The organism is Nocardioides sp. WG-D5, from assembly GCF_054031175.1.
Window position 1 is genome coordinate 5,578,729 of record NZ_CM132928.1, and the last position, 18,925, is coordinate 5,597,653.

Sequence of the window (18,925 nt, forward strand, 5' to 3'; positions counted from 1 at the left end):
ATGAACGACCTGATCGAAATGACGGCCGTCGAGCTCGCCGAGATGCTCCGCTCGCGCGAGACGTCGGCCAGAGAGGTGATGGCTGCTCATCTGTCCCGCATCGAGAAGGTCAACCCGGCGGTGAACGCGATCGTGACCCTGGCCGCGGAGCAGGCCATGGAGCAAGCAGGCATGGCGGACGAGCGGCTGGCGGCCGGCCAGAAGGTCGGCCCTCTTCACGGTCTACCGATCGCACACAAGGACAACATCCCCACCGCTGGGATGAGAACGACCCAGGGGAGCCCCCTGTTCGCGGACAACGTGCCGGAGCAGAACCACGTGATTGTCGAACGCGTTCGGGCCGCCGGGGCGATCAGCATCGGCAAGACGAACCTTCCCGAGCTGGGACTCGGCTCCCACACCTACAACCCCTTGTTCGGTGCTACACGCAACCCCTACGACCTCACAAGGAGCGCGGGCGGCAGCAGCGGCGGATCGGCGGCGGCGCTGGCTGCCGGGCTCGTGCCGCTTGCCGACGGCAGCGACACCGGGGGATCGCTGCGCAATCCTGCGTCTTTCTGCAACGTCGTGGCGCTTCGGCCCAGCCCAGGGATGGTGCCCTCGTGGCCCGACCCGTACGCATGGTCCCCCCTGTCCGTCAAGGGTCCCATGGCTCGCACCACGGAGGATCTCGCGTACGTCCTGTCCGTGGTCAGTGGTCCCGACCGGCGGAGTCCACTGGTCCACGAGTTGCCACCGTCGACCTTCCTCGGCGGGTTGAACGGCGACCTGCGAGGGAAACGCATCGCCTGGGCCCCGGACTTCGGTGGGCAAGTTCCGCTCGACCCACGGGTGAGGTCAGCGCTTGCACCGGTGCGTCAAGTGCTCATTGACTTAGGTGCTGAGGTCCAGGACGAGGCCCCGGACCTCCGTGAAGCCGATGAGGTGTTCCGTGTGATGCGCGGGGTCATTCTGGCGGCGTCCTACGGGGAGATCGCGGAAAAGGATCCGAGCGCGTTCAACGAAGACGCGCTGCGGAATATCGAGGAGGGGCGACGACTCACCGGGACGGAGGTGGGGAGAGCTGAACGCTTGCGTACGGTGCTGTTCCACCGCATGCGAGCCTTCTTCGAGACCCATGACGTCTCCTGGTCGGAGCGGTGAGCCAGGTGCCCCCGTTCAGCGTGGACTGGACCTATCCCCACACCGTGGACGGCGATCCGATGTCCGACTATCTGGAGTGGATGCGCTCGTGCACCATGATCTCCGCCACCGGCTGCCCTGCGATGTCCGTTCCAGCAGCGTTCACGGGTGAGGGTCTGCCCGTAGGGCTCCAGATCATCGGACCGATGCGCTCGGACTTTGAACTGCTGAGCATCGGCCACCGTGTTGAGACCGCCATCGGAGCCGGCCGGATACGGCCTGCGCTGTGACGGCTTCCTGCGGCAGCCAAGAACGAGAGGACATCGCAATGACGGATGGCATCGGAGGACATCCTCGGCCGTCTGGAGCTGCCGATCGTCGGGTGACGCACTTGGCCCTGCCGTTACGTATCGCTGGGCAGATCCGAGTCGTGCTCACACACCGTCCGCGAGGACTTCCTCGATCAAGTCCACTGCCTGGTGCGCTTGCGCAGGGAGGAGCCGGGAGTATCCGCAGACCAAGCCTCGCCGCTGACCGGGCTCTGCCGGGCTCGCGTAGTAGTAGCTCAGGGGAGCGCAGGCCAGACCACTGGCCGCGAGTGCTTCGGTCGCCGCCATGTCGTCAAACGTTTCCGAGCGGGCGGCGAGCACGAGGTGGAGGCCGGCGTTGATACCCATGACTTCGAACTCGGGTCGCAGCCGCTCGCACGCCTGGCTCAGTGCTCGTCGGCGATCGGCGTAGACGCGCTGGATCGACGTGATCTGACGGCGAAGACCACCCGATCTCATGAACTCCGCGAGGATCCCAGCGGAGAACACGCTCGCCGAGTCGCCCTGGTCGAAGAGATGCGCGCGGACAACGCCGATGAACCGTTCCGGGACGATTGCCCAGGCAAGGCGCAAGTCGCGTGCGATCGTCTTGGACGCGGTCCCCAGATAGACGACGTGTTCCGGTGCATCGGTCATGGCTCGCAGCGCAGCCATGGGTGGTACGTCGTAGCGGAACTCGCCGTCGTAGTCGTCTTCGAAGATGAGCGCGTCACGAGCTTTCGCCCAGGCTAAGAGGTCCGCTCGCCGAGAGACCGAGAGCCGCGCGCCCAAGGGGAACTGGTGGGCTGGCGTGACATAAGCCCCTGCCGCGTCGGGTAGCTGCTCCAGCATGAAGCCGTCACGGTCCACGGGGACTGGAACGGGTCGTGCACCTGCGGCGACCAGCGCCCTCCGCGCTGAGGCGTATCCAGGCTCCTCGAATGCTATCCGCGCCCCATCAGGCATCAATACGCCGGTGAGGAGACGCAGCGCCGCATTGACACCCGGGAAGATGAAGATCGCCTCGGGGTCGCAGAGAATTCCCCGATGGCGTCGTAGATGGTCGGCCAGCTCAGCCCGCAGGGCTGGATTGAAGTGGTGGGTCCGGCCACGGTCGATCTCCGCCATGTCATCGGCCCACGAGCGGACCCGGGCAGCCGCCGCCCGGCATGCACGGCTCCAGTCGCGTTGGTCGATGAGAGTTGTGTCTGGATATCCAGGCAGGGCGTCGAACCGAGGAGGGGTGATCGGTTGCCGCTCGCTCCGAGGAGTCTCTGCGGACGGAGTAGCGAACGCTCCAGCCAAGGCCGCTCGCTGCGCACCTGCTTCGACCCTGGTCGCGGAGCCATGGCGTGCGACCAGGAAGCCGGACGCGACCAGTTCCTCGTACGACGCGACGACAACGGCCCGCGAAAGGCCTAGGTCCGCAGCGAGGACGCGGGTCGACGGAAGGGGGTCGCCGTCAGCGAGCCGTCCGTCGGCGATCGCCGCGACGAGCGCGCTCGACAGACGCCGGGTGAGAGTGGGCTCGCGTTCATCGAGCTCTAGAACCAGCTCGTTGGCTATCGATTGACGTGACACCGATCACCTCCTGTATGGAAAGGATGGGATCTGCGCAGCGTACCGCCACCTAGCTCTAACTGGATTGCCGGTTTGACCGCATTCTGGTCTGAGAGATGTGCCAGAATCTTCGTAGATTGAACGGGTGACAAGAGAAGATCCACTCCGACGCATCCATCGACTTCCCGAGCGGGCACTCGACTCCCGAGAGGCCCTTGACGCCATCCTCGACGCAGGCCACCACGTCGGCACACTGTCGACGGTCGTGGACGGCTGGCCATGGGTGGTGCCTATGTTGTACGCGCGGGACGGTGATCGCCTCCTGATGCACGGCTCGACCGGCGCCGGAGCGTTGCGCCACGTCTCGGAAGGAGCACCGGCGGCGCTCTCGGTCTTCCACATGGACGGATGGATCTACGCCCACACGATGTTCAACGCCAGCGCCCGCTTCCGGTCGGCCGTGGTTCGTGGGCACCTGCGGGACCTCCCGGCCGACGAAGCCGCTGACGCGCTGACGCTCTTCACAGAGGTCACCACACCTGGCCGGCCGGCTGAGGTGCCTGACCACACCCGCAAGCACCTCGCCGCGACCAAGGCGATGGTGATGGACATCGAGGAGGACGGGTGGACGGTCAAGGTTCGCGATGGCGGCCCGACCCCTCCCGAGCCGGGTGAGGACTTCGACCCGAACCTATGGCGCGGCGTCGTTCCCATCTACTCGGCATACGGCGAACCCGAGCCGGCTGACGGCCTCGCCGAAGACACACCGCTCTCGCCGTCGGTGCTGCGTCTCCTGAACGGATCATGATCCGCTGCGATCGGGTCTGGTGATCGGCATGGTCGGACCTATCGAGGACCTCATGGTCGTGGATCTGCTTCAGGCGCTGTCCGGGCCGCACGCAACAACGATGCCTGGGAGCCTCGGAGCGATGGTGATCAAGGTCGACGCTTCCTACTTTACCAAGGCGTACGGCGTTGGGGACGTGGTCGATGTCGGCTCCTACGATCCCCGGAGCCAGCGTTTCGAGGTCGACGACGAGGGCGTCACGATCGCCGAGATCCGCAGTGAGACGTCCGGCACGGTCATCGTCGTCGAGGATGCCTCAGGACGGCTGTACACCGTCGACGCACTCAGCATCCGTAAACGCTACGTCGGCTCGTAGCAGGACCAGGGGCTCTTGCGCCTGGGAACGTGAATCGATCAGTACGTCGCGCGACCGCCGCTGATGTCGTACACGGCGCCGGTGGAGAAGGAGACCTTGTCGGAGGCGAGCCAGGCGACAAGTTCGGCCACTTCCCCGGGCGCGCCAGTGCGGCGCATGGGAATGAGACTGGTGATGTGCGCGAGGACATCGGGGGCTGTCGATTCGTTCATCGGTGTCGAGATGACTGCCGGGGCGATGGCGTTGACGATGACCCCCGTTGTCGCCAGTTCCTTGCCCGCGGACTTCGTGAGCGCGATGACGGCCGCCTTCGAGGCGGAATAGGCGCTGAGGTTCGGATTGCCGTCCTTCCCTGCCATGCTGGCGAAATTGACGACTCGGCCCCATCCCTTCTCCACCATTCCGGGGACGAACGCGCGCATCATTGCGACGGTGCCCAAGACATTGACCTCGAGCGTTCTCCGCCACTCCTCGAGATCGGTATCGATGAGGGGGGCATTCGGGCCCACGATCCCGGCCGAATTGATGAGGATATCGACGACGCCGATACGTGCGCGAAGGGCAGCGATGCCCTCGTGATCGGTGACGTCCAGCTGCTCGTCGACCGTGCCGGTCCGGTCAACAGTGACGACGTCGACCCCGCCGTCGCGCAGCCGGGTCACCGTCGCGGCACCCAGCCCGCTGGCGGCGCCAGTCACGAGGGCACGTTTCATGTGGTTCTCCTGAAGTCGAGGTGTGCCGCCATGGTAGCGGTATTCCAACGATTCGACTATATTTCCGAAGTATGGAAAATGAAGAGGCCCTCTCCGAGACGTGGCTTGGCATCGTGGGACGATCCCGCCGCGCGTGCTCGCCCGTTGCAATGGGCGCCTTGACGCGATGGCCCATGCGATGAGGAGCAGGACGTACGCGGCGGCCGCGAGTGCCGAGGCCGTTGGGCTGGCGCTTACGAATGCTCGCCGACAACAGGCCGCCATGCTCGGTGGTGGTGACGTTGTTGCGCGTGCGGGTCTGGCATGGGGTCAGCGATGAAGAGCTGGGTTCACCGTATCGACGGCGATGTCCTTGGCGCCGAGATCGAGGACGTAGGCGCAAGGATCCGATCCGTGGTGCATCGGCCCTCGGGTCGCGACCTCCTCCTCCGGACCCGCTGGAGCCCGGAGCCGCCTCTGCCAGAAGCGGAAGCGTCGGAGCTTCCTTGGCGCCGCCGTTTCGCCGATGGCTGGAACGTCTTGATTCCCCACGCAGGGGACGCTCGCGTAGTCGGAGGTGTGAGCCATCCATATCACGGAGAAGCCGCGCGTCGGCGCTGGAGCATGTCGAGCACCGGACGATCGTGCATGGCGTCGCTGCGCCTGGGCACTGCATGTCTCGAGCTGAAGCGCACCGTGTCCGTTGAATCGCGCCGGATCGTCGTGAAGCAGGAGATCACCAACGTGGGCCGTCGGACCGAGTCGTTCAGCTGGGTCGAGCACCCGGTGTTCGACGCGACGCTGCTGGGGGAGACGGGGCGCATCGATGTCGACTCGGCGACGATCCCTTTGGTGCCGGAGGGATCGGCTGGCTTCGACGACGTCGCGGTGGGCATTGGTGTCAGCGAGTTCAACATCCCTTCGCTCGAAGGCCGGCTTCGCCTCTCCTGGGATCGGCAGCTCCTTCCGCATGCATACGTCTGGCAGGAGCGTCGGGCGGCCTCGGGGTTCCCCTGGTTTCTCGATGTCGATGGCTTCGGGATCGAACCGGCCTCCCACCCCTCTGGGCCGCCTGCTGACGGGAGCGGGCCGCTCCGTTTGGAACCAGCCGCGCGTCTGTCGGCGACGCTGCGACTCGAGCTCCTCAGCTGAGTTTCTTACCGCACGTCGCAGACAAGTCGTACGTCTTCTTGGCCATGACCTGTCCGTGGACGTCCGAGAAGGCTGCGTACGCGACCTTTCCTTCTGCCGGCCGCTGGCGGTCCTGGTGCCGGATGGGGGAGTCGGAGCACAACTGGCGCTGGAGGCAGTCGTCTATAGGGCGCGATGTCGGTGGCGGTCGCTGGATCGGCTTCGCCACGCGTGCCGGCGGCGTCTCACGTCAATGCGTGCGTCGACCGGCGGCGCGGAGGGCGGCGGCGAAGAAGTCGAGCGACCTGTCCACCTCTGGAATCGACGGGGTGCGGTTGAGGTGGCCGTGGGGCATCCCGCGAGAGAGATACGACGCGACCTCGACGTCGACCTCCTCCAGCTGGCGGCGCAACAGCTCGGCCGAACTTCGCAGGTCGTCGTACTCCGAGGCCACCATGTGCACGGGTGGCAGGCCATGCAGCGGAGCCGTGCCGGGTAGAGCGTCGGGTGGAAGATCCGTCAGCCGACCGACGTAGTTGAGAACCATGTCTTCCACGTGGGTCGGGAAGAAGCGCAACAACTCCGGAAGAACGGCGAGCTCCGCGCTGAGCGCGGGCTCCGGAGCCGGGTTCGGAAAGTGTGCGAAGGGATAGGCCAGGAGCAATGCCGAGGGCAGGGATCCGCCGGCGTCGCGCACGCGCATCGCGGTGGACAGTGCCAGGGCTGCGCCAGCGCTCGCCCCGCCGAGACAAAGACGCTCGATCCCGTCCGTGCAGGCGAGCTCCTTCCCGTGTGCGACGCTGGTCCAGGCGGCTGCTACGTCGTCGATCGGTACCGGGTAACGGACGCCCTCCGTGGCGAGCCGGTAGCCGACGCTCACGACGACGGCGCGCGCTCGAGCGGCCAGTTCCGCGGAGACCACATGAGCCTCCGGCATGTCGAGGTCACCCGAGCTGAAGCCACCGCCATGGACCCACACCAATCCGATGCCGGTCGTAGTCGCGGGCAGATATATCCGACACGGCACCGGACCGTGAGGGCCCGAGACCTCGCCATGCTCGACTCGCACACCATGGGGCGTCGACCACGGTGCTGGGTCACGGGAGTACTCCTGGAATCGGTCCAACGCCTCTCCCTCCTGCGAGGACCGTGCGACATCGTCGAGGAGGCGTACCTTCCCGGCGAGAAAGGGGTCAAGCGGCACTTGGAGTCTCCTCGGGCATTCCCCCGGCCACGCGATGTGACTCTGGTGAGCCGGGGACTCTCTTGGCGGTGGTCCACACACATCCTGCCAGATTCCCAAATATCAGCATGAGCTTCCGACCATTGGAAACACGCTCCTCGGTGCGCCACCCCAGTATGCGGCTGGTCTGGGAGCTCTTTCGATCACAAGGGGGGCGTCGTCAAGGTCGCTGCTGGCGGTTCGCTGGAGGCCTGCGGTGCCGATTCACGGCGACGCCGCATCAGGTCGACGATCACAAGGACGGCGACGCCGACGGCGAGAACCACCGCCGCGACCCACGGCAGCGCCGCCAAGTCGACGACGCCGAGGGCCGCACCGCCTGTCGCGGCACCGCCTGCAAGGGCGACATTGATCGCGGTGGTCTGCAATGCGGCAGCGAGAGGCCGGGCACTCGGAGCGGCTTCCTTCATGACGCGGGTCATCAGCATCGCAGGAAGGCACGAATATGCTGCGGCCCACACCGTCGAGACGCCGATCACCGCGAGCGGGGCACCGAGCGCACCGGCCAACGCCATCCCGGCTATCGCGGCGACAGAAACGGTACCGGCGACCGCGAACGACGTCCGTGGGTGTCGGTCGAACAATGCGCCGGTCACGATCAGTCCGATCGTGCCTGCTGCTCCACCGAGCAGAAGGTAGATCGGCACGGCGCCGCGGGGCAGATCGGCGACGTCCTCGAGCCAAGGGACGGAATAGGTGCTGAAGATCGCAGGGCCGAGCACGACCAGGAGTAGCACGACGCATGCCAGCATCACCGCTGGCATGGTGCCGTTCCATGTGCCACGTGCCGGGCGTTCGGCTGCCGGCTGTTTGACGGGCGGCAGAAGACGCCAGGTAGCCAGCGTAATGATCGCTCCCAGTCCTGCCACGGCCCCGCACGCCGTGCGCCACCCCATCCATTGCCCGAGGGCGTTTCCAAGTGGGACCCCTAGGATTCCGGCGAGAGAGCCCCCCAATCCCGTGATGGCCATTGCGCGCCCGAGTAGATGGTGTGGCACGAGGTACGCGGCGTACGCGCCGGCCACAGTCCAAAAGGTGCCGTGTGCGACGCCGGCGGCGACCCGCGCCAGCACGAGCAGCGGAAAGGTGGGGGCGGCGGCCGTCGCCAGGGTCGCCAGGGTGATCGCGACGAGCGAACCCAGCAAGAGTCCTCGTCGAGGCAGCCGACGGGTGAGTGCAGACATCGGGGCCGTGGTGAGGACGACCGCTGCGGCGAAGGCGGTCACCAGCTGGCCGACTGCGGCGACGGGCTGGCCCAGGTCGTCTGCGACATTCGGTAGAAGTCCGCCCGGTAGGTACTCGATCGTCTGGGATACGAACATCGCGGCGGCAAGAACCAAGAGCGTCGACCACGGAAGACGATAGCCGGAACCATCGGAATCCTGGTCTGGACGGGTTTGACGCGAGTTCCAAAAGCTACGGCGGAGGAGGCGCATGCGGGGCCCTGGAATTGATACCCCTGCTGGAGGGCAGTCGACGGAGTCGATCGATCGGCCCGGGGGGACAGGACCGCTGCTCGGCGTGAAACGTTACACGAAGTCTGCGACCCTGCTCAATCTCATGGAACTGCGTCGGCGCTCAAGGGTCCGCAGGAGATCGCCGAGGACGAGGTCGCGCGGGCGCTCGACGCCAGTGACGTGGTCTCGCGCGGACGCCCCCGCTTCTCGTCGCGCGCGGGGACCGCTCAGCTGTCGACGTTCGTGTACGGCTCCACGCGGCCGATGCTCTCCTTGAGAACGAGGTCCATCAGGCCGGGGAATCGCTGGTCCAGTTCTTCCTTGCGAAGGGTGTTTGTGCGGCGCGTACCGACGTCGTGCTGTCGGATGATGCCGGCTTCGCGTAGGACGCGAAAGTGGCGGGTGAGTACGGACGCGGTGACTTCTCGGTTGAAGCCACCGCAGGCGAGGCCGGGTGAGGCGGCGAGGGTGACAACGATGGTGAGCCGAGTCTCGTCTGTCAGAGCGCTCATGATCTTGAAGAGGTCGAAGTCGTCTGCGTCGGGGTGGATGAGCGGGGACGAGGTTCGACTGGCCATGAGGGAATGGTACGCGCCCTCCGTATGTTCGCGTTTATGCGTACATGCGTTAGAGTCAGTGGCCGGAAGAAGTTCGTCCTGTCACTGACGACTTCTTGACCACGACCGCTTTGCGAAGGAAACCAATGCCCGTCAACACTTCAGATCTCTCGTCCGACCAGCCCCTCTTCTCCCCAGTCACGCTCGGGAAAATCGAGCTCGCCAACCGCATTGTCATGGCACCCCTGACCAGGGTCCGCGCCGGTGCCGCCGGCATTCCCGGCGACCTGATGGTCGAGTACTACCGGCAGCGAGCAAGCGTCGGGCTGATCGTCACCGAGGGCACCTACCCCGACCACGCGTCGCAGGGATACGTCGGTGAACCAGGCATCGCCACGGACGAGCAGGCGGCCGGCTGGGAGCGCGTGTTCGAGGCGGTGCACGCCGAGGGTGGCCGCATCGTCCTGCAGATCATGCACGCCGGCCGCGCCACCCACCCTGACATCAATGGCCGCCGCCGTATCCTCGCCCCCAGTGCGATCGCCATCGACAACAAGACGTTCACTGAGAAGGGCGAGCAGCCCTACCCCGTACCGGAAGCGATGACCACCGCAGAGATCCGGGCAACCCTGGAGGACTTCGTCGCCGCCGCCTGCCGGGCCATCGAGGCGGGAGCGGATGGCGTGGAGCTCCATGGCGCCAACGGCTACCTGCTCCAGGAGTTCCTCTCCCCGGCGGCCAACCAGCGCACCGATGAATACGGCGGCTCGCCGCAGAATCGCGCACGTTTCGTCATCGAGGTCGTCACGGCGGTCGCCCGGGCCATCGGCGCGGAGCGGGTCGGGCTGCGGATCTCGCCAGAGGTCAGTATCGGGGACGTCTTCGAGACAGACCGCGAGGACGTCTTGGCCACCTATGGCACCCTGGTCGACCAGCTGCGCCCGTTGGGCCTGGCGTACCTCTCCATCTTGCACGCCGAGCCGGGCGACGAACTGGTACAGGAACTGCGGCGGCGCTTCGACGGTAAGGTGCTCGTCAACAATGGCTTCGTCGAGCCGACCACCCGGGAGGACGCGATGCAGCTGATCGAGGCTGATCACGCCGACGCCGTGGTCGTGGGCCGGTCCCTCATCGCCAACCCCGACCTGGTCGAGCGCTGGCGGGGCGGGCACCCCGAGAACGAGGCTCGGCCGGAGCTGTTCTACGGACCGGGCGCTGAAGGGTACACCGACTACCCCTTCCTCGAATCGGTCTGAGAGCTTCGATCACGTCCCGGCGATTCACGTCCTTGGAACGCACGGATTGCCAGCCGCTCGCCCATGCCACAGCATGGGCGAGCGGGCGATGTACGGCTACTTCACCAGGGACGTGAGGCAATCGCTTTGGAGGACGGTGTTGCCGGCGAGGTCGACGACACGAGCGATGACGTCATAGCGCATGCCGTCGGCGAACGGGGCGCCGCGGCTGATCTGGAAGTGCAGCGCGCCCGCACCGCCGTTCGAGGTTGTCAGCGTCGGATCGCCCGGGAGCGACAAAGCCGAGGTGCCCGTGCATACACCATCGGGGTCGAGGTCGACCCAGCGCAGAATCTTGTAGTCCGTATTGGGTGCGAGGCCGTGAACGTTAACCGTCCCCTGGCCGTCGAAGGTGTCGGCGCCGACTACGTCGTGTGCAGTGGGCGAGATCCCGATCGTTCCGCCGCCGCTGCCGCCGCCGACCGGTGTGAGCCTGCTATGCGTCCCCGGTACGGCCTGGGCGGCCCCGGCGAATGTGCTGCTCAACGCGACGAGCGCCGCGAGGAGTGTCATCGAGCGCGTCGCTCGGAAATTGATCGTGTGCATTGATATCCCTCGTTGGTTCGTGCGTCTACAACGCCGCATAGGCGTCGGTCTGTCACATTTCGTTGATGACACTTGCTCGGGCGGCCGTCATGGGAGGATGGCCGCCACTAGGATGGGCGCCGTAGTCGGAGCCCAGCTTTGGAATGCTCAGCATGATCCGTCTCCTCGATGTGAAGGGCTGCGGCAAATCCGTTTGCGGGCCCGCGACCCTCCAAGCTTGGATAACTGGGCAGTCGGTTATCGAGGGGCCCGCACCACTCCGTTGATCGGACGTGGTGGTGCTGTCTGGTTCATGCCACATGGCCCGCAGGGCGGAGGAAGGCCTCAGGCCAGGGCCTTGATGTAGGCCTCGAGTTCGTGCGGGATGTCCGTTCCGGAGGTCATGATTCCGAGTTCGGTGACCCCCTGATGGGAAAGATTCTCGACCTGCGCTCGGAGCGCCCCGGCGTCGCCAGTGAAGCTCACGCTTGTGACGATCGCGCTCCCGCCATTCGCCCAGGCGGCGCTGTCAGCCTCGTTCAGATGCATCAGGTGACCCTCATGGATCGCGAAGTGTCGGTCAGCTTCGGGGAACTTCTGGATCACGTCTGCCCAGGCGTCTCCGCCTGGCATGGTCCGCACCGCGTCGAGTCCGCCTTGGAAATCGTGAACTGCGTGGTAGTTGATCGCCCAGGCCGGACCCGCCGCTGCGCGGACGCGCTCACAACCCGTGTCCTCGTTGGCTTCGAGGACTGTGCCGCCGACCTGGAGGACGCTCCAATCGAAGCTCGCCATGCCCGGAACCGCTGAGCCGAAGGACATCAGCCCGTCAACGTCGAGTGAACGGGCGATCTCTTCGCCCTTGGGGCCCATGGCCGAGAGCAGGATCGGCACTGTCGAAGCGGCATGGGCGAGGTCATCCGGACAGGGAAACATCTTCATCTTCGCGCCGTCCCATTCCACCACCTCTCCCTTGAGGAGATTGCGGTAGACGGAGATGTACCGACCTACGAAGTCCCATGAGAGCGCGTTTTGACCCATCGCCCTGCGACCCGTGAACCCGGTTCCGAAGGCGACCGCGACCCGTCCCGGCGCCAATCGGGCGAGGGTCGCGGTCGCCGCCGCTGCTGCCATCGGATGGCGCAGGCTCGGCACCAAGACGCCCGGGCCGAGACCAATGGTGTTGGTTCGCTCGGCTGCACGAGCCAGCGTCATGAAGACGTCGGGACTCTGCTGCGGAGTATCGAACGTCCACGCCCGCTCGTAGCCGAGGTCCTCAGCGATGGCGATGTGTTCGGGTGTGTCGATCGTGGGCGCGAAGACGCATGAGAGCTTCATTTGCTGGTCCGTTTCTTCGAGGTGTTCCTGAGGGGTCGCGGGTCCTGCTACCGGGTTAGGCGTCGCTGAGTGCGGTTTCGATGGCGTCGCATGTTGCCTGCGGCGCCTCGATGCTCGGATAGTGTCCGGCGCTGTGGATGGCACCAGTGCTCGAGTTGGGCAGGCCGACGTCGATTGCGGCGAGTGCGTCCTGGGTGACGAATGGGTCGTGCTCACCGGCGAGAAGGGTGACGCGTCCTGGGTACGACTTCAGGTCGTCGAAGAAGTCGGGGCCGACCCAGTTCTGGAGGTACTGATCCCAGACGACCTTGTCGAGACTGGCCCGGTTGCGGGCGGCAAGCCGCCTGAGGTCGGAGTCGCTCATGGTCGGCGACAGAAAGGCGCGGACCGCGCCCGCCGGATCGTTCCACGCATCTTTGAAGACATTGAGCGTCGCTTGGTCCAACGGCGTACCTGCCGGGCTGACTGGTGAGATGGCGACCACGGAAGTCACTGCTTCGGGCGCCAGCGTGGCCACACGCAGCGCCGTCGTGGCCCCCATGGAGTGACCGACGACGGAGTAGTTGCTCCAACCGAGCTCCGCGACTGCACTGAGTGCGAACTGGGCCATCGCATCGATACTGTCGGGCAGTTCTGGCGCCGGTCGGTTGGAGCCATAGCCCGGGAAGTCGACGTAGGCGAAGGTATACGTCGCGACATCGGACAACGCCCGCGTCGGCAACCACACGCTCGCGTCCATCACCCATCCGTGCAGGACCAAGACCTTGTGATCTCCTGACCCCTCGACCGCTGCGATGTGCTGCACCTAGGACTCCTCTTCGTTGACCCCCGTGCTCGCCGGGGTCCGCCTGATGTGACGTGGGGCACAGTGCCCATCTATGGGCACCATACACGCCGCGACAGAGGTGTACCAGGTTTGTGTGCGTCAAATTCTGGAGAGGCTGATCCGTGGCGAATCGGTTCTCGACTGTCAGGAGCCGAGGAGAGCCTGGTGTCGGCGAAGGAAGGCTTCGAGGCTGCTGGCGGGATGACCCGTGAGTTGCAGGACTGCGTCGTTCGGGGCGTTGTAGACCGAGTGTCGGTTCAGCTCGTCGATGCCAAGGAGCAGGTCGATACGCCACTCCGCCAGTCCGGCTTCCGCCAACTGTGCTCGGCGTTCGCCAGTAGTTACCGCGTTGTAGCTGATCGTGCGTCCGGCGATCGATGACATCGTTCGGGCGACGTCGGTCCAGCTGTGAGCTTCAGGCCCTGTGAGTAGATGTGTCCCGCCTCGCTTGGAGGGGTCGAGCAGTACCTGGACGACGACGTCGACGACATCTGCGGAGTCGATGAGGGCGTTGACGCCGTCGGGCGCTGTGCCAATCCAGTGGTCGCGCTCTTGGATCGAGGTCGCATCGATCAAGGCGAGGTCCATGAAGGACGTAGGGCTGACAAGCGTGTGGGGGACCGTGCTCGCCGCGAGGTGGTCCTCGATCTCGGCGTGGACGCGAAGTACGGACGAGACCGCGTCGTGAGCCGCGTGAGCGGCCGACAGTTTCACGAGGTGTCCCAATGAAACCTCGCGAGCGGCATCAATGACGCTCCGTTCCAGATCCGCTTGGTGGGGACCGCTCCCGACTGCAAGGAACGCGACAGTGGCCATCGACATGGCGTTGCGCATCGTCGAGTCGTTGGCAAGCTCGCCAACGAACAACTTGCGATAGTTCGGCTGGCCGCTCCTGTCTGTGAGCACCTGCTGTGCCTTGGTTGCGTCGCGAACCAGCACATCGGGCGGACTGCCGGCCGCGCTCAACGTACCTGCCACGCGGCGGGCGATCCGTCCGTTGCCGGCGACAATCAGGATTCTTGGTTCCATCGGTCACGCTCCGGGATTTGTTGGGTCGGTCACACTTGGTTAGACATACGCTAATATCCTACGGTTATGTCCAACAAGTGAGGTGGCGGAAGCTGATGCCCAACGAGAACATCCAGATCGTGCTAGCGTCGAGGCCAGATGGCGAGCCGTCCGTTTCGAACTTTCGCGTGGCCCGCGCTCCGAGCCCCCGGCCGGTGCAGGGAGAGGTGCTGCTACGTACGCTCTTCCTATCCTTGGATCCCTACATGCGGGCTCGCATGAACGCCGGGGCTTCGTACGCTGCGCCTGTCGAGGTTGGATCCGTGATGACGGGCGGGACGGTCGCCCAAGTCCTCGAAAGCAGGCACCCGGACTTCGTCCCGGGCGACGTCGTCCTGGCTCACACCGGGTGGCAAACCCTCGGTGTCCAAGCAGGTGATCAGCTGCGCAAGCTCGACTCGGCCGTCGCTCCGTACTCGACCGCACTGGGTGTGCTCGGGATGCCGGGATTCACGGCCTATGCCGGCCTCAGGGAGATCGGGCGACCCGCAGCTGGGGAGACTGTCGTCGTTGCGGCGGCCAGCGGTCCTGTGGGGGCAACGGTTGGGCAACTCGCACGCATCGCTGGCGCGCGCGTGGTCGGCATCGTTGGCGGACCGCGCAAGGCTGCGTACATCACGGAGCTCGGCTTCGACGAGGCGTTGGATCATCGGGCCACCAATTTCGCCCGGATGCTCGAGGCTGCCACCCCGGATGGCGTCGATGTGTATTTCGAGAACGTCGGCGGGCGAGTATGGAACCATGTCCTACCGCGTCTGAACACGTTCGCACGCGTCCCGGTCTGCGGACTCGTGTCGACGTACAACGGCAACGTGGCTCATGGCAGCTCGGACAGCGCGAGCATCCTGATGGCGAACATCCTCCGCAAGAGCCTCACGGTGAGGGGCTTTATCCAGACCGAGTTCATCGCCCGGCACCAGGCGACGTTCCTTGAGGAGGCATCCCGATGGGTCCGTGACGGTGTCCTGCGGTACCGCGAGGACATCGTGGACGGCCTCGAGAACGCCCCATCGGCTTTCCTGGGAATGCTCCGCGGAGAGAACTTCGGAAAGCTCCTGATCCGCGTTGCTGAGGAAGCTCCACTCGGATAGAGCGTACGTGTGGCTCCCGCCACGGGGACGCATCGCCAGTTGCCTTGGGTGAGCCGACTCGCGATGCGTCCGCGGTCCTGGAGAAGCAGGGGCTCGTGCCACTGCGCGCGTGGCGTCACAAGAGCTAACTCGCCCTGGTTGAGCGACGCTCTGGCTGCTCAGCGGCACGACGGCGCCGCTCACGTGATGCGCGGAGGTTGGCCGCGTTGCCGCACGTGCGAACGTCGTGCCACACGCCGCTGTTGTTACGCGAGCGGTCGTAGAAAGCGCCACGGCAATAGTTGTTCTTGCACGTCTTGAGGCGGGCCCAGGCGCCGGCGTCCTGGGCCCGTCGGATCTCGAGGGCGACGGGCCCGAGCAACAGTTTCCAGCCTCGGCCCTTGGGCTTGAAGTGCACTGTGCCGTCGGGTCCAAAGCCAGCTTCCACGGCGACGTCGAGGTCCGCCAGCGTGGTGGCCGCGCTTGCGCCGTGTGAAGGGGCGTCGGCGTCAAAGTCGCGGGTCCGTATGGTATCGATCAGCCCGGCCCGTGCCCGCCGGAGCGTGGCCAGATCGCGCTCGGTGAGTTCGTCGAGCGCGACGCCCTCAAGGACAGGGCTACCCCACTGCTCAGCCCATGTCGCCAACGCCTCCCTCATCCACTCGGTAGCCAGTTCGGCATCCGAGAGCAGGTCGGCCTTGCGTGGCCGATCGGCGGCGGCGGTGTTGAGGAAGTCGTGGACGAGCGCCAGCCCATCAGGTGCGACGTCCAGTCCATATCGTGTGGTCGCTATCCAGGTCATGGGACCCACTTTACATTGCGACAGTAGCTAACGCGGTTCGCCTATGTTTCAAGCCGGTGACATCTCGGCCACGGGCGCCTCCGGAGGACCTTGGCGCAGTCGGACGTTGCGCAACTTGAACTTCTGGATCTTCCCTGTCGCAGTCTTCGGAAGGTCGCCGAAGACGACATGTCGTGGCGCCTTGAATCGGGCGATGCGCTGTTTGACGTGGTCGATCAGCTCGGACTCTGTTGCGCTTGCGCCGGGCCGCAGGGCAACGTACGCGACGACCGTTTCGCCCCAATCGGGGTCCGGTACGCCGACGACCGCCGATTCGAGGACCGCCGAGTGGGAATCCAGCGCCTGTTCCACCTCGATCGAGGTGATGTTCTCTCCGCCGGAGATGATCACGTCCTTGGCTCGATCGCGGACCTCGACGTATCCGTCAGGGTGCAGGACGCCGAGGTCCCCGCTCCGGAACCAGCCATCGTCGGTGGCCTTCGCGGTGGCCTCCGGGTCGTTGTAATAGCCAAGCATGACGCTGTTACCACGGAACTGGATCTCGCCGATGCTCACGCCGTCCGCCGGCACATCCTGACCATCAGCCCGGACGCGAAGGGGCTGGCTCACGACGTTCGACACGCCTTGGCGTGCCTTGAGTCGGGCACGCTCGTCTCCCGGAAGTGAGTCCCACTCGGGGCGCCAGTCGCAGATCGCGGCCGGCCCGTACGTCTCCGTGAGACCGTAGACGTGCAGCACGTCGATACCCAGGGCGCCGAGTGAATCGAGAAGCGCGGGGGACGGCGGCGACCCGCCGGTCGCGACGGTCACCGGGTGCTCGAGCTTCTTCCCTTCGGCGAATGCGGCAAGTCGCGCCAGAACGGTAGGGGCAGCGCTGAAGTGGGTGACGCCGTCGGTCAGAGCTCGCCAGATGGCCTCGGGCTCTGGGCGGTCCACCAGCACGTGACGGGCGCCGGCTGCGGTGACCGCCCACGGGAACGTCCATCCGTTGCAATGGAACATCGGCACGATCCACAGGTACGACGACCTTGCGTCGAGGTCCATGTGCATCGTCATGGCCAGTGCCTGCAGGTAGGCCCCGCGATGGGAGTACATGACCCCCTTGGGGCGGCCGGTGGTCCCGCTGGTGTAGTTGAGCGAGAGCATCCCCAACTCATCGGTGACGTCGACGTGTGTCGGTGTCGCCGAGGAGAGGCGCTTCTCATACTCACTGTCGGATGTTCCTGCCATCACGATCCGAGGTGGTGCGGCGAGGCCCTGGACGGCCTCTGCGGCAACGCTACGCAGCGACTCGTCGACGATCAGGACACTCGTTCCGGCATGCTCGAGGATGTAGTTCAGCTCGGCAGGGCTCAGCCGGGTGTTGAGAGTATTGAGGACGCCGCCTGCCCACGGAACTGCAAAGTGTGCGTCCAGGCTCGTCAATGAGTTCGGCGCGAGCACCGAGACCCTTTCTCCTGGTTCCAGGCCGAGGTCCACGAGCATGCCGGCACCCGCGGCGGCGCGGGCGGCAAGGTCGGCGTACGTCAGCGTGAAGCTTGGTCCTTCGACCGCTACGCGGTCTCCGTGGACCGACGCGGTGCGAGTCAGGAAATCAGCGGGCGCCAGGGGCGTTCCGAGCGATGAAGGTCTGTCCGTCATGACAGATACATATACCATATGCATATGTCGTAGGCCAGGGTCTCGCGGACCATGGCAAGGGATCTATCGACATATGCAAAGTGCGTTTGGTACTGTCTTACATGTGTCTCGCGGAGCTGCGACGGCTCCTGAATGCGGTGACGCAACCTATCCGACAGAAGGGCGCGAGCCCGCGAAGGAGCCAGTCATGCCGCACCTGCACTACTCGATCAAAGACGCGGTCGCCGAGTTCGTCATCGAGAATCCCCCTCAGAACCGCATCGGCGATCAGTTCTGTGAGGACCTCGTTGCGGCCATCGACCGAGCGCACGCAGACGGGGCCCGGGCCATCCTGGTCCGTTCGACCGGAGACAACTTCAGCTACGGCGGTGACATTCGTCCCTGGCCGGACATGGACGTTACGGAGCTGCGCGGCAGGTTTGAGGCGTACATGTCCGCCTTCAACCGGCTCGAGCGCGTCTCCATGCCGGTTGTGTCGGCTGTGCGCGGGATGTGCTCGGGGGGAGGTTTCGAGCTGGCCCTGCGAACGGACATCATCTTTGCGGGCGAGTCGGCGCGTTTTGCGCACTCGGAGCAGACGATCGGAATCGTGACCCTCCTCGGCGGCGTGTATCGCGTCGCAGCGCGAGTCGGGCGGGCACGCGCCCTCGAATGGGTCATGACCTCCGAGCAGGTCAGCGCGCAGCGAATGGCGGAAGCTGGACTCGTCAACTACGTAACGCCCGATGAAGAGGTAGAGGAGCGCGCGCGAGAGTTCGCGGCCCGCCTGGCCGCCGGTCCGACTCGTGCCCATGCAGCCCACAAGGCCCTGGTGAGGACGTGGGAGGCTACCGGTGCACTGGGCGCCGACGACGCCATGTTCGACATCGCGATGCCGTTGTTCGAGACCGAAGACGTACGAACGGTCCTGCCTGCCGCGGTCGACGCCTACGTATCAGGGGCGCCGCGACCCGCCTTCGAGTTCCGGGGACGCTGATCCCTGTCCGCGCGGCCCCGAGCGCGGCGTTCCGGGGACGTGTGGCGGAGGCACACCCGGTCGTGGAGAAGGCGGACGTCGCAACCGTCTCCGCAGCGAGGGTGTGTGTCCAGCCGTGACCGTCGCCCGCCACTGGGCCGGTGCGGAGACC

General features: G+C 65.7%; 19 protein-coding genes. 8 read left to right on the top strand and 11 right to left on the bottom strand.

Annotation, left to right across the window (positions count from 1 at the left end; all coding sequences use genetic code 11):
• Together ACWZJV_RS26890 and ACWZJV_RS26895 are read left to right on the top strand one after the other, a co-directional pair.
• Complete coding sequence (locus tag ACWZJV_RS26890) at window positions 1–1,143, top strand: amidase (protein ID WP_457179542.1); 1,143 nt, start codon at window positions 1–3, stop codon at window positions 1,141–1,143.
• Between the two features lie 20 nt (window positions 1,144–1,163).
• On the top strand, window positions 1,164–1,412 hold the full coding sequence (locus ACWZJV_RS26895; protein ID WP_457179543.1) for an amidase family protein: 249 nt from the start codon (window positions 1,164–1,166) through the stop codon (window positions 1,410–1,412).
• Between the two features lie 144 nt (window positions 1,413–1,556).
• Here ACWZJV_RS26895 and pdxR read toward each other — a convergent pair whose 3' ends face one another.
• Window positions 1,557–3,011: a MocR-like pyridoxine biosynthesis transcription factor PdxR gene (pdxR, locus tag ACWZJV_RS26900; RefSeq protein WP_457179544.1), complete on the bottom strand. Its 1,455-nt coding sequence runs from the start codon at window positions 3,009–3,011 to the stop codon at window positions 1,557–1,559.
• 124 nt (window positions 3,012–3,135) lie between these two features.
• Between pdxR and ACWZJV_RS26905 the strand changes: the two genes are divergently transcribed.
• Together ACWZJV_RS26905 and ACWZJV_RS26910 are read left to right on the top strand one after the other, a co-directional pair.
• Entirely contained in the window at window positions 3,136–3,798 is a 663-nt protein-coding gene (locus tag ACWZJV_RS26905) for a pyridoxamine 5'-phosphate oxidase family protein (protein WP_457179545.1), read from the top strand.
• Between the two features lie 19 nt (window positions 3,799–3,817).
• Window positions 3,818–4,153, top strand: coding sequence for a hypothetical protein (locus ACWZJV_RS26910; RefSeq protein ID WP_457179546.1), 336 nt, complete (start codon window positions 3,818–3,820; stop codon window positions 4,151–4,153).
• A 38-nt stretch (window positions 4,154–4,191) separates the two neighbouring features.
• Here the strand turns inward: ACWZJV_RS26910 and ACWZJV_RS26915 are convergent, their stop codons facing one another.
• Window positions 4,192–4,914 (bottom strand): SDR family NAD(P)-dependent oxidoreductase, encoded by a 723-nt coding sequence (locus tag ACWZJV_RS26915; protein ID WP_457179547.1) that lies wholly within the window; start codon window positions 4,912–4,914, stop codon window positions 4,192–4,194.
• A 579-nt stretch (window positions 4,915–5,493) separates the two neighbouring features.
• On the opposite strand from ACWZJV_RS26915, the gene ACWZJV_RS26920 reads away from it, so the two are divergent.
• Window positions 5,494–5,997 (top strand): hypothetical protein, encoded by a 504-nt coding sequence (locus tag ACWZJV_RS26920; RefSeq protein WP_457179548.1) that lies wholly within the window; start codon window positions 5,494–5,496, stop codon window positions 5,995–5,997.
• A gap of 229 nt (window positions 5,998–6,226) precedes the next feature.
• Here the strand turns inward: ACWZJV_RS26920 and ACWZJV_RS26925 are convergent, their stop codons facing one another.
• From ACWZJV_RS26925 to ACWZJV_RS26935, 3 genes are all read right to left on the bottom strand, one after another.
• Window positions 6,227–7,261, bottom strand: coding sequence for an alpha/beta hydrolase fold domain-containing protein (locus ACWZJV_RS26925; RefSeq protein ID WP_457181997.1), 1,035 nt, complete (start codon window positions 7,259–7,261; stop codon window positions 6,227–6,229).
• Between the two features lie 101 nt (window positions 7,262–7,362).
• Window positions 7,363–8,655 (bottom strand): MFS transporter, encoded by a 1,293-nt coding sequence (locus tag ACWZJV_RS26930; RefSeq protein ID WP_457179549.1) that lies wholly within the window; start codon window positions 8,653–8,655, stop codon window positions 7,363–7,365.
• 248 nt (window positions 8,656–8,903) lie between these two features.
• Window positions 8,904–9,254, bottom strand: a complete 351-nt coding sequence (locus ACWZJV_RS26935) for an ArsR/SmtB family transcription factor (protein WP_457179550.1) — start codon at window positions 9,252–9,254, stop codon at window positions 8,904–8,906.
• Between the two features lie 125 nt (window positions 9,255–9,379).
• Between ACWZJV_RS26935 and ACWZJV_RS26940 the strand changes: the two genes are divergently transcribed.
• Window positions 9,380–10,489, top strand: coding sequence for an alkene reductase (locus ACWZJV_RS26940; RefSeq protein WP_457179551.1), 1,110 nt, complete (start codon window positions 9,380–9,382; stop codon window positions 10,487–10,489).
• 96 nt (window positions 10,490–10,585) lie between these two features.
• On the opposite strand, the gene ACWZJV_RS26945 is transcribed toward ACWZJV_RS26940, so the two are convergent.
• The 4 genes from ACWZJV_RS26945 to ACWZJV_RS26960 form a co-directional block, all read right to left on the bottom strand.
• The gene (locus tag ACWZJV_RS26945) at window positions 10,586–11,074 is read right to left on the bottom strand and encodes a hypothetical protein (protein WP_457179552.1); all 489 of its coding nucleotides are present in this window, start codon (window positions 11,072–11,074) and stop codon (window positions 10,586–10,588) included.
• A 324-nt stretch (window positions 11,075–11,398) separates the two neighbouring features.
• On the bottom strand, window positions 11,399–12,391 hold the full coding sequence (locus ACWZJV_RS26950; RefSeq protein ID WP_457179553.1) for an LLM class flavin-dependent oxidoreductase: 993 nt from the start codon (window positions 12,389–12,391) through the stop codon (window positions 11,399–11,401).
• A gap of 55 nt (window positions 12,392–12,446) precedes the next feature.
• The gene (locus ACWZJV_RS26955; protein ID WP_457179554.1) at window positions 12,447–13,196 is read right to left on the bottom strand and encodes an alpha/beta fold hydrolase; all 750 of its coding nucleotides are present in this window, start codon (window positions 13,194–13,196) and stop codon (window positions 12,447–12,449) included.
• Window positions 13,197–13,361: 165 nt separating this feature from the next.
• Window positions 13,362–14,246, bottom strand: coding sequence for an NmrA family NAD(P)-binding protein (locus tag ACWZJV_RS26960; RefSeq protein ID WP_457179555.1), 885 nt, complete (start codon window positions 14,244–14,246; stop codon window positions 13,362–13,364).
• 95 nt (window positions 14,247–14,341) lie between these two features.
• Between ACWZJV_RS26960 and ACWZJV_RS26965 the strand changes: the two genes are divergently transcribed.
• Entirely contained in the window at window positions 14,342–15,376 is a 1,035-nt protein-coding gene (locus ACWZJV_RS26965) for an NADP-dependent oxidoreductase (protein ID WP_457179556.1), read from the top strand.
• A gap of 124 nt (window positions 15,377–15,500) precedes the next feature.
• On the opposite strand, the gene ACWZJV_RS26970 is transcribed toward ACWZJV_RS26965, so the two are convergent.
• Both ACWZJV_RS26970 and ACWZJV_RS26975 read right to left on the bottom strand, forming a co-directional pair.
• Window positions 15,501–16,157, bottom strand: coding sequence for a CGNR zinc finger domain-containing protein (locus ACWZJV_RS26970; protein ID WP_457179557.1), 657 nt, complete (start codon window positions 16,155–16,157; stop codon window positions 15,501–15,503).
• A gap of 48 nt (window positions 16,158–16,205) precedes the next feature.
• Window positions 16,206–17,798 carry an AMP-binding protein gene (locus ACWZJV_RS26975; protein ID WP_457179558.1) on the bottom strand — a complete coding sequence of 531 codons (1,593 nt, stop codon included), beginning with the start codon at window positions 17,796–17,798 and terminating at the stop codon, window positions 16,206–16,208.
• Window positions 17,799–17,985: 187 nt separating this feature from the next.
• Between ACWZJV_RS26975 and ACWZJV_RS26980 the strand changes: the two genes are divergently transcribed.
• A complete protein-coding gene (locus tag ACWZJV_RS26980; protein ID WP_457179559.1) occupies window positions 17,986–18,774 on the top strand; it encodes an enoyl-CoA hydratase/isomerase family protein in 789 nt (262 codons plus the stop codon).
• Window positions 18,775–18,925 lie beyond the last annotated feature (151 nt).